Origin of the sequence: Marivita sp. (assembly GCF_017643905.1) — a bacterium.
In the GTDB taxonomy this organism is placed as follows: Bacteria; Pseudomonadota; Alphaproteobacteria; order Rhodobacterales; family Rhodobacteraceae; genus Marivita.
In genome coordinates this window covers 1-8,410 of record NZ_JAEPMO010000170.1, presented here as the reverse complement: position 1 = coordinate 8,410, position 8,410 = coordinate 1, and the positions used below count along the sequence as shown (strand labels likewise).

The following is an 8,410-nucleotide window of genomic DNA, read 5'->3' as shown; positions in this document are numbered from 1 at the left end:
GAAAGGTCGAAAGACAGAGCGTCATGGGAGCAGAGCCGCGAACGTCCGGGCATACCGGGCCGACAGATGACGGCCTCCAGCTTGAATCACGCCATGAGAAGCGCTGCATGGCCCCAAAAACAGTCAAAAATCGAGGTGCCCGTAAGAAACTTCGAACGAAGTTTCTTACCGCGCAAGTGGTGCGAATACCTTGGGAAGCATGTCCGGCAGGTCTTCGGCGATGAGGCCCGGTCCAAACAGACGCGCGGCTTCGCAATGCAGCCAGACCGCCGCTTCGGTGACACAGAACAGGTCCGGTGCGGTTTCGGGCGCGGCAAGACCCGCGATCAGACCGGCCAGCACGTCCCCTGCCCCGGCGGTTGCCAGCCAAGGCACGGCCCGCGCACCTGTCGCAGAGTGTACGCTCGCCCCGCCGTCAGGTTGGGCAATCACGGTGTCCTCGCCCTTCAACAGCACGATGCACCCTGCCCGATCCGCGGCCATACGGACCACGTCGATCTTTGACTGCTCTTTCCGTTCGGATTGCGCGAGGTCGGGAAAGAGACGGGCAAACTCGCCTTCATGCGGGGTCAGCACCGAACGCGGATGGGTCAAAGCAAAGAGCCCCGAGGGGTCGTCTGCAAACGACGTCAGCGCGTCCGCGTCCAGAATAACGACGGGATCACGCCAGCCGCGCTCTCCTCTCCGGTGTTCCAAGGCGGCTGTGACCAACGCCCGCGTCTCTGCTCCAACGCCAAGTCCCGGCCCGAGACACAGAGCGGTTACCCGGTCGTCGACGATCTGGCGAAAGGCCGCCGCATCGGCACAGGCGCGCAGCATCACCGCGTCCAGTTGGCAGGCGTTTTCCTGAAGCGCATCCGGGGGACACAGCACAGTGACCAATCCCGCGCCGCTGCGCAAAGCCGCACGGGCCGCCATGCGACCAGCTCCGCCCCGCCCTGGACCACCGGCCAGAATCACCGCATGGCCATAGTCGTACTTGTGCCCCTGCCCGCGCAGCTTGGCGATCATCGCACCTGGCCAGATGCGCGGCGGAAGCGGGTGATCGCCGAAACAGGGATCGACCAACCGCACCCGTTCGGGGTCTGGTGCCGCTCCAATCATTGTGCGCTCGGCGGCATCCGGCCCGGTCAGACCAATATCCACCACCTGCACGTCGCCACACAACGTTGGCCCAAGGCCAAGCTTGTGACCTGCCTTCAGGCTGTGAAACGACACCGTCAGATCCGCCGAAATGACCCTCGGCATCCTGTCGTCACCCGCATTCGGAATCATCCCCGTGTCAAGGTTCAGGCCTGACGGACAGTCGATCGCCAAACGTCGGATCGCGTGGCCGTGTTTCCACGTGCCCATCATCCGATCCTCGAGGGCAATGGCCAATGCTTCGGGCAGCGGACGGGTGAGCCCCGTACCGAAGACGGCATCGACGAAAAGGTCAGGACGGTCACAGTTACGGACGGTATTCGCATCGAACGGCAAGACTGCGCCCATGCTGAGCCAGAGGTCATGGTTGGTTTTTGCATCCGGCGGCAGTTTGGCAGCATCCCCATAGAGAAAGACATCGACCGACCAGCCCCGGTCCTTGAGACGCCGGGCGATCACGTACCCGTCCCCGCCATTGTTCCCCGGTCCACACAGGATCAGCGCTCGGTGCGCGCCTTGGCCCAATTCGGGCCATTTGACCAAAGCTGCCTCGACTGCCCCACGTCCGGCAAGCTCCATCAGTTGAAGTCCCGTGACAGCCCCCGACTCGATTTCGGCCTGCTCAATGGTGCGCATCTGGGCGGAGGTGAGCAATTCGGCCACGTCTGATCCCCTCAAAGATTCAATTCTGCACACTTTTTGTGCAATCTGCACATTTTATAGGCGACCGTTTTCAATCCACCCGCCCGCTGCCGCTACATTTACCCTAGCTGATTGTGGCCCTCAAACAGAAGTGGTCTGACGACCGCAACGCAGGAGCGAGGGACCCGCCATGAAAAAGATTGAAGCCATCATCAAACCCTTCAAACTCGACGAGGTGAAGGAAGCTCTTCAAGACGCCGGCATCCAGGGTCTGAGTGTCGTCGAAGTCAAAGGCTTCGGCCGCCAGAAAGGCCACACCGAGCTCTACCGCGGTGCCGAATACGTGGTGGACTTTCTGCCGAAGGTCAAAATCGAGGTTGTCCTTGATGATGACCAGGTCGACGGCGCGATTGCCGCCATCGTAGACGCCGCAAAGACCGACAAAATCGGTGACGGCAAGATTTTCGTATCGCCTGTCGAGCAGGCCATCCGCATCCGCACAGGTGAATCCGGATCAGACGCGATCTGATCCCGCGCCACACTTTTCGAAAAACGACCCAAACTCAGTGAAAGGGAAGAGAGAATGAGCACTGAAGCGCTTCTCAAGATGATTAAGGACGAAGATGTCGCGTATGTTGACATCCGGTTTACCGACCCGCGCGGCAAACTGCAGCACGTGACAGTGATGTCCGACCAGGTGGATGAAGATTTCCTTGAAGAAGGCTTCATGTTCGACGGGTCGTCCATCGCAGGCTGGAAGTCCATCGAAGCCTCCGACATGAAACTGATGCCCGACACTGACAGCGCATATATCGACCCGTTCTATGCCGAAAAGACCGTGTGCGTGCATTGCTCGGTTGTCGAGCCGGACACCGGCGAAGCCTATAACCGCGACCCGCGCGGCACCGCTGCCAAAGCAGAAGCGTACCTGAAGTCCTCGGGCATCGGTGACGTGGCTTATTTCGGCCCGGAAGCGGAATTCTTCCTGTTCGACGACGTGCGCTATGCCGTGACACCGAACAAGGTATCCTATCAGGTCGATGCCGATCACGCGGCATGGAACACCGACACCGAGTTCGAAATGGGCAACCTCGGCCACCGTCCGACCTACAAAGGCGGCTACTTCCCGGTGAACCCGTCTGACGATGGTCAGGACATCCGCTCCGAGATGTTGTCCACAATGAAGCGCATCGGCATGAAGGTCGACAAACACCACCACGAAGTGGCGACCAGCCAGCACGAACTTGGTCTGATCTTCGACTCGCTGGTCAAGCAGGCAGACGAACTTCAGAAGTACAAGTACATCATCCACAACGTCGCGCAGTCCTACGGGCGCTCGGCAACCTTCATGCCGAAGCCGCTCAAGGGCGACAACGGTTCGGGCATGCACGTCAACATGTCGATCTGGAAAGACGGCAAGCCGCTGTTCGCAGGCGACAAGTATGCCGACCTGAGCCAGGAAGCGCTGTACTTCATCGGCGGTATCCTCAAGCACGCGAAGGCGCTCAATGCATTCACCAACCCGTCGACCAACAGCTACAAGCGTCTGGTCCCGGGTTACGAAGCGCCGGTTCTGCGCGCCTACTCCGCACGCAACCGGTCTGGCTGCGTTCGTATTCCGTGGACCGAAAGCCCGAAGGCAAAGCGCGTTGAGGCCCGTTTCCCCGATCCCACCGCGAACCCCTACCTGTGCTTCTCGGCGCTGCTGATGGCCGGTCTTGACGGGATCGTGAACAAGATCGATCCGGGCGAAGCCATGGACAAGAACCTCTATGATCTTCCGGCGGAAGAGCTGGCGGGTATCCCGACTGTCTGCGGCAGCCTGCGTGAAGCCATCACCGAGCTGCAGGCCGATCATGACTTCCTTCTGGCCGGTGACGTGTTCACCAAGGACCAGATCGACGGCTATATCGACCTGAAGATGGAAGAGCTGGAAGCCTACGAAATGACACCGCACCCGGTGGAATTCGCAATGTACTACAGCAGCTGATCCCTGCGATCAGACTTGTTTTACGGAAAGGCGTCCTTCGGGGCGCCTTTTTCTTGTCTGTTTTGCTCAAGCGAACCTGTGGAACAATGTCCTAAAAAGGCCGCCTAGCATTGCGGTAAATGCCCGCTGCAACTGGACTGTCCCTTCAAAACAAGCCCTCAGAAAAACCTGAAACTGGTCAAATTTCCAGATTCGGCCAGATTCGCTGCGCATTTCGGACACATTCCAAGACTTACATCTTTAATAAGGGCAAACTCCATTGAACCTGGGGAGGTGCAAGGATGACAAATTCCGACGTCACAGTGATCAGCTTGGTCACAGACAAACCGCGCGACGCGATCTGCCAATCCGTCGTGCCTGCAGTCCATCGTTCTTTATCGCACCAACATCTATCGTTCCAACGGCAGCCGGTGACACGGGACTATATCGACTGGATCGTGGGCGACACCGACACGCTGACGCTCGCCATCGATGACGTTGGTGCCAGCAGCGTGGTCATGGTGGCCGGTCGGGGTGCCGATGCGTCTGTCAGCGCAACGCGCCTTGCGAATATCGCGGCGGACCTCTGCCGCAGTTTTGAAGCGCACTCTGTTTTCTGGAACGGCTCGAAGCAACCTATCGCGGCGGCAGATTTCCTTTCGGCTGGCAACACCCTTGTCGAAGCGTCGGTTGCGCGCACGCGTGTCGTCCCTCGCAAGATCAAGGCGACCGGCAAACTGCGGGCAAGCCAGCGGGGCAAGGCGGCGCAGATGGACAGCTGGATGATGACGGCCGTACGCGCACAAATGAACGGAGTAACGCTGGAAGAGATCGAGCGTATGGAACTGGAAGAGCGTCGTGCGAAAACCGCTCCGATGCGGTTGTCGGCCTGGGCCATCTCGTTCACCACGGCACTGATCGCAGCACCGCTGGCGATCCCCCTGATCGTTCACAACCTCGTGCGTGGCGAAGACGTGCGCTCTGGCGCAATGGCGCTGGGTGTGGCCGGACTTTTTGCTGTTTTGGCTCAATCAGGCATGGCACCGAGCCTCCCGGAACTGCTCTGACCTCTCGCCTAATAGTGTGACCGGGGAAATCTGGTCGCGCGTTCCCGCTTGCCCCTAACGACGCATTTGTTAACGTCGCACCAACAAAAGAGTGTTGGAGTGTCTATTAATGCGCCGTATCCTTGCCGTTGTCTGCCTGTCTCTGTGCGCAGCCCTGCCCGTCCATTCCGCCGAGTGCATAACCAACAAGGGCGACTGGAAGGCCTACAAACAATCCCTGGCCGCCGAGGCCAAGAGAGCAGGAGTCGGGCAACCCGGTTTGACGGCGCTTGCGAACCTGCCTCTGTCTGACCTGACATGGCGTTTCGCCGCCAGTCCCTCCGGCCAAGGAGTCAGCTCGACATCACCCGAGAAGCTCATTGAGGGAAAGACCCAAGTCTCGGTCGATCGTTTCGCGTCTCTGGCCCGCAGCAAGATCGTGGCGAACCAGAACTTGTTTTCATCTATAGAAAGCCGCTTCGGCGTTCCCGCCGAATTGCTGGCCGTACTGTGGGGCCTGGAATCGAGCTTCGGAAACTACCTTGGCCGAGAACCCGTCCTAAGCGGCGCGATCACCCTTTCGTCGCATTGCCGGCGCCATGAGCAGTTTCGGCAGAACGCGATCGCAGCGCTGAACATGGTGGATCGTGGCGCGCTCGATACGAGCATGAAGGGCGGCCCGACCGGCGAGTTCGGTCATTTCCAGTTCATTCCAATCCGATGGACGCAATTCGGCATCGACGGCAACGGCGACGGGCGGGCCGATCCCGATAACCTTGCGGATTCGATGGCGTCGGCCGCCAACATGCTGCGCCGCAATGGCTGGCAGCCGGGCCAGCCATTTGGCGAGGGCACACATAATTTCAACGTGCTTTCGGTGTGGAACGACAGCGGCAACTACCGGCGTGCCATCGTTTACTCAGCCCAGCGCACTGGCGGCTAAGTTTCAAGCCACCATACCGATCAAACCGATGCAAAGGCAGATCACACCGCCGGCAGATAAAGCGTAACCAGAATAGTCGTCCGTTCTACGGTCGGCCAAAACGACAGCCGTGGCGTGCGTCAAATCGAGAACGGCGTGCGTACTGCCGATCTCGAAATCATAGCTTGAGTCTGCCACATCCGTGGGTTTTTTCACCGTCCAGCCGTCGGCATCTGTAAACTGGAAGGTCGGCCAATAGCGTTTTCGCCCCTCTTTGTTGTTGAGCACTGCAACCGAGGTAACAACTGCGTCGTGGCGGGTGCCATAAACCCGAAAATACCGGGTTTGCTGGATCGACTTTACGCCGAATGCGGTCAGTACAATTCCAAACGCGGCCAGCACCGCAGCCCCGAAGAAAGGGATGTCGGAAAAGAACATCGATGAATACTCCGTCAATATGAGCGGATATTCATCATTAGGTTGCTAATTGGTCAAGTGACTCGCGCTTTAGTATAAACGTATGTATCGTGAACAGCACGGCATCACTGTCCGGCAACCGCCACAGCACCTGACGTTCGCTGCGCAGATAGGGCGTCTGTCCAGCCTCGGTCAGCGGCCGGGGTTCTGACTCGGCGCGGGGTTGATACAAGCTCGGGTCTTCATACCAAAGCGCGTTGAACCGCCAGATCGGCCGCTCCGGTCGCACGCCGTCGAACAGGCGCTGCACCCGGCGCGCAATGTCGTCGGTGTAGCTTTTGACGGGGGCGTGGATATGGATCAGCGGACGACCGATCTTTTCGCGCAATCGCCAGCTTGCCGGAAAACACAGGACGGCACCCGTCAACACATGTTCGTCCCCGCGCTTTTCCATCAGGCAAATGTCGTTCTGCAAGATCTGGCCCAGCGTGCCGAACGGGTCTGACATGTTGATCAGTACACTCCGCCCATCTGGACAGCTCACTTGATCGCCTGACCGGGTGTAACCCCTGGGCAGGTGGTCCAGAACCGCGTTCATCATCTTCGATAGGTTGCCCGGGTCTGGAACGGCGGTCGCAATCACATCATCCCGCCGCGACGCCATCAGCCGCAACCGTTCCGCCATCTGCGCGGCGTGGGCATCGTCCACCAGAAGCCAGGGATCACCCCCCAAGGGCGCGATCCCCGGAAGCGGACGGGGTGTCATCACATCATAAGGCAAGGTGCGTTGCAGGATCATGCCGAAGGACTAGCCCAGCGGCGCGATGCAGAAAAGATGTGACGGGTAACCAATGTGCAATTGCAGCAGGGCCAAAAGCGTCATGCCGCCCGCCGAACTTGGTCGCAAATCGGCGCGTTTGTGGATTGCGACCTCTTCAGCATCATAGGCAGGAGGCGCTGCCATGAACACCCATTTCCGAGACACGCGCAAAATCGACCCGACGCGCGGGGCCACCACGGGCGACAACACGCCCAACGATCAGAACCGGGTCGAGATCGGCCCGACGCAACTGGCCTATGCCGAATGGGCGGCGGCGGGGCTGGAGCTTCCCGACCTGCAGGAAATGCGCCGCTACCGCTGGGCGCGGCTGACGCAACATATTGTGGATCGGGATTATGCCGGTCTGTTGATGTTCGACCCGCTGAACATCCGCTACGCCACCGACAGCACGAACATGCAGCTTTGGAACACGCACAACCCGTTCCGCGCGGTGCTGCTCTGTGCCGACGGCTACATGGTGATCTGGGACTACAAGAATTCGCCCTTCTTGTCCGAATTCAACCCGCTGGTGCGCGAGGCCCGGTCAGGCGCCGACCTGTTCTATTTCGACCGGGGCGACAAGGTGGACGTGGCAGCCGATGTGTTCGCCAACGATGTGCGCAGCTTGTTGGCCGAACACGCCCCCGGCAATAAGCGGTTGGCGGTCGATAAGATCATGCTGCACGGCCTGCGCGCGCTCGAGGCGCAGGGGCTGCAGATCATGGAAGGCGAAGAGGTCACCGAGAAAGCCCGCGCCATCAAAGGACCTGACGAGATCAGGGCGATGCGCTGTTCGGTACATGCCTGCGAGGTGGCGATGGCCGAGATGGAACGCTTTGCCCGCACCCATGTGCCGGGTGGCGGCGTGTCGGAAGATGACATCTGGGCGGTGCTACATGCCGAAAACATTCGGCGCAGTGGCGAATGGATCGAAACTCGGCTGCTCACTTCAGGCCCCCGCACCAACCCGTGGTTTCAGGAATGTGGCGGACGGATCGTGCAGAACAACGAGATCGTCGCGTTTGATACCGACCTGATCGGCAGCTACGGCATCTGCACCGATATGAGCCGCACTTGGTGGATCGGCGACCGCGCGCCACGCCCCGAAATGGTTGAGGCGATGAAACACGCGCATGAGCATGTAATGACCAATATGGACATGCTCAGGCCCGGCGTGATGATCCCAGACCTGACGGCGCGGACGCACAAGTTGCCCGACAAATACCAGACACAGAAATATGGCTGCCTTATGCATGGCGTGGGTCTGTGTGACGAATGGCCTTTGGTGGCCTATCCGGATCACGCAGTCCCCGGCGCGTTCGATTATCCGCTGGAGCCGGGCATGACGCTTTGTGTCGAGGCGTTGGTCAGCGAGGTTGGTGCCGATTTCTCGATCAAGCTGGAGGATCAGGTGCTGATTACTGAGACCGGGTACGAGAACCTGTCGAAAT

Annotated in this window: 9 protein-coding genes; 5 read left to right on the top strand and 4 right to left on the bottom strand. The window is 59.6% G+C overall.

Features of this window, described 5'->3' with window-relative positions; translation table 11 throughout:
• Positions 1 to 165: 165 nt before the first annotated feature.
• Positions 166 to 1,806, bottom strand: a complete 1,641-nt coding sequence (locus JJ869_RS20115) for an NAD(P)H-hydrate dehydratase (RefSeq protein WP_366510484.1) — start codon at positions 1,804 to 1,806, stop codon at positions 166 to 168.
• A 169-nt stretch (positions 1,807 to 1,975) separates the two neighbouring features.
• Between JJ869_RS20115 and JJ869_RS20110 the strand changes: the two genes are divergently transcribed.
• The 4 genes from JJ869_RS20110 to JJ869_RS20095 all read left to right on the top strand — a co-directional run bounded on the left by JJ869_RS20110 (position 1,976) and on the right by JJ869_RS20095 (position 5,743).
• The gene (locus JJ869_RS20110; protein ID WP_085631929.1) at positions 1,976 to 2,314 is read left to right on the top strand and encodes a P-II family nitrogen regulator; all 339 of its coding nucleotides are present in this window, start codon (positions 1,976 to 1,978) and stop codon (positions 2,312 to 2,314) included.
• A 54-nt stretch (positions 2,315 to 2,368) separates the two neighbouring features.
• On the top strand, positions 2,369 to 3,775 hold the full coding sequence (gene glnA, locus JJ869_RS20105) for a type I glutamate--ammonia ligase (protein ID WP_292270021.1): 1,407 nt from the start codon (positions 2,369 to 2,371) through the stop codon (positions 3,773 to 3,775).
• A 281-nt stretch (positions 3,776 to 4,056) separates the two neighbouring features.
• On the top strand, positions 4,057 to 4,821 hold the full coding sequence (locus JJ869_RS20100) for a hypothetical protein (RefSeq protein ID WP_292270018.1): 765 nt from the start codon (positions 4,057 to 4,059) through the stop codon (positions 4,819 to 4,821).
• 109 nt (positions 4,822 to 4,930) lie between these two features.
• Complete coding sequence (locus JJ869_RS20095; RefSeq protein ID WP_292270016.1) at positions 4,931 to 5,743, top strand: lytic murein transglycosylase; 813 nt, start codon at positions 4,931 to 4,933, stop codon at positions 5,741 to 5,743.
• A 3-nt stretch (positions 5,744 to 5,746) separates the two neighbouring features.
• Here the strand turns inward: JJ869_RS20095 and JJ869_RS20090 are convergent, their stop codons facing one another.
• Genes JJ869_RS20090 through JJ869_RS20080 form a run of 3 tightly spaced genes read right to left on the bottom strand, consistent with a single transcriptional unit; the run spans position 5,747 to position 7,103 of the window.
• Positions 5,747 to 6,160, bottom strand: a complete 414-nt coding sequence (locus tag JJ869_RS20090) for a hypothetical protein (RefSeq protein ID WP_292270014.1) — start codon at positions 6,158 to 6,160, stop codon at positions 5,747 to 5,749.
• 37 nt (positions 6,161 to 6,197) lie between these two features.
• Positions 6,198 to 6,938 (bottom strand): DUF3445 domain-containing protein, encoded by a 741-nt coding sequence (locus JJ869_RS20085; RefSeq protein ID WP_292270012.1) that lies wholly within the window; start codon positions 6,936 to 6,938, stop codon positions 6,198 to 6,200.
• A 9-nt stretch (positions 6,939 to 6,947) separates the two neighbouring features.
• On the bottom strand, positions 6,948 to 7,103 hold the full coding sequence (locus tag JJ869_RS20080; protein WP_292270010.1) for a hypothetical protein: 156 nt from the start codon (positions 7,101 to 7,103) through the stop codon (positions 6,948 to 6,950).
• Here JJ869_RS20080 and dddP point away from each other — a divergent pair.
• Positions 7,102 to 8,410, top strand: a 1,309-nt coding sequence (dddP, locus tag JJ869_RS20075; protein WP_292270008.1) for a dimethylsulfonioproprionate lyase DddP, incomplete at its 3' end; no start/stop codon positions are given. The genes JJ869_RS20080 and dddP overlap by 2 nt on opposite strands.

What these genes read in the sequence shown, in the direction of transcription:
- JJ869_RS20110 (WP_085631929.1), top strand. Translation starts at nt 1,976, where the DNA reads ATGAAAAAGATTGAAGCCATCATCAAACCCTTCAAACTCGACGAGGTG.
- glnA (WP_292270021.1), top strand. Translation starts at nt 2,369, where the DNA reads ATGAGCACTGAAGCGCTTCTCAAGATGATTAAGGACGAAGATGTCGCG.
- JJ869_RS20100 (WP_292270018.1), top strand. Translation starts at nt 4,057, where the DNA reads ATGACAAATTCCGACGTCACAGTGATCAGCTTGGTCACAGACAAACCG.
- JJ869_RS20095 (WP_292270016.1), top strand. Translation starts at nt 4,931, where the DNA reads ATGCGCCGTATCCTTGCCGTTGTCTGCCTGTCTCTGTGCGCAGCCCTG.
- JJ869_RS20090 (WP_292270014.1), bottom strand. Translation starts at nt 6,160, where the DNA reads ATGTTCTTTTCCGACATCCCTTTCTTCGGGGCTGCGGTGCTGGCCGCG.
- JJ869_RS20085 (WP_292270012.1), bottom strand. Translation starts at nt 6,938, where the DNA reads ATGATCCTGCAACGCACCTTGCCTTATGATGTGATGACACCCCGTCCG.
- JJ869_RS20080 (WP_292270010.1), bottom strand. Translation starts at nt 7,103, where the DNA reads ATGGCAGCGCCTCCTGCCTATGATGCTGAAGAGGTCGCAATCCACAAA.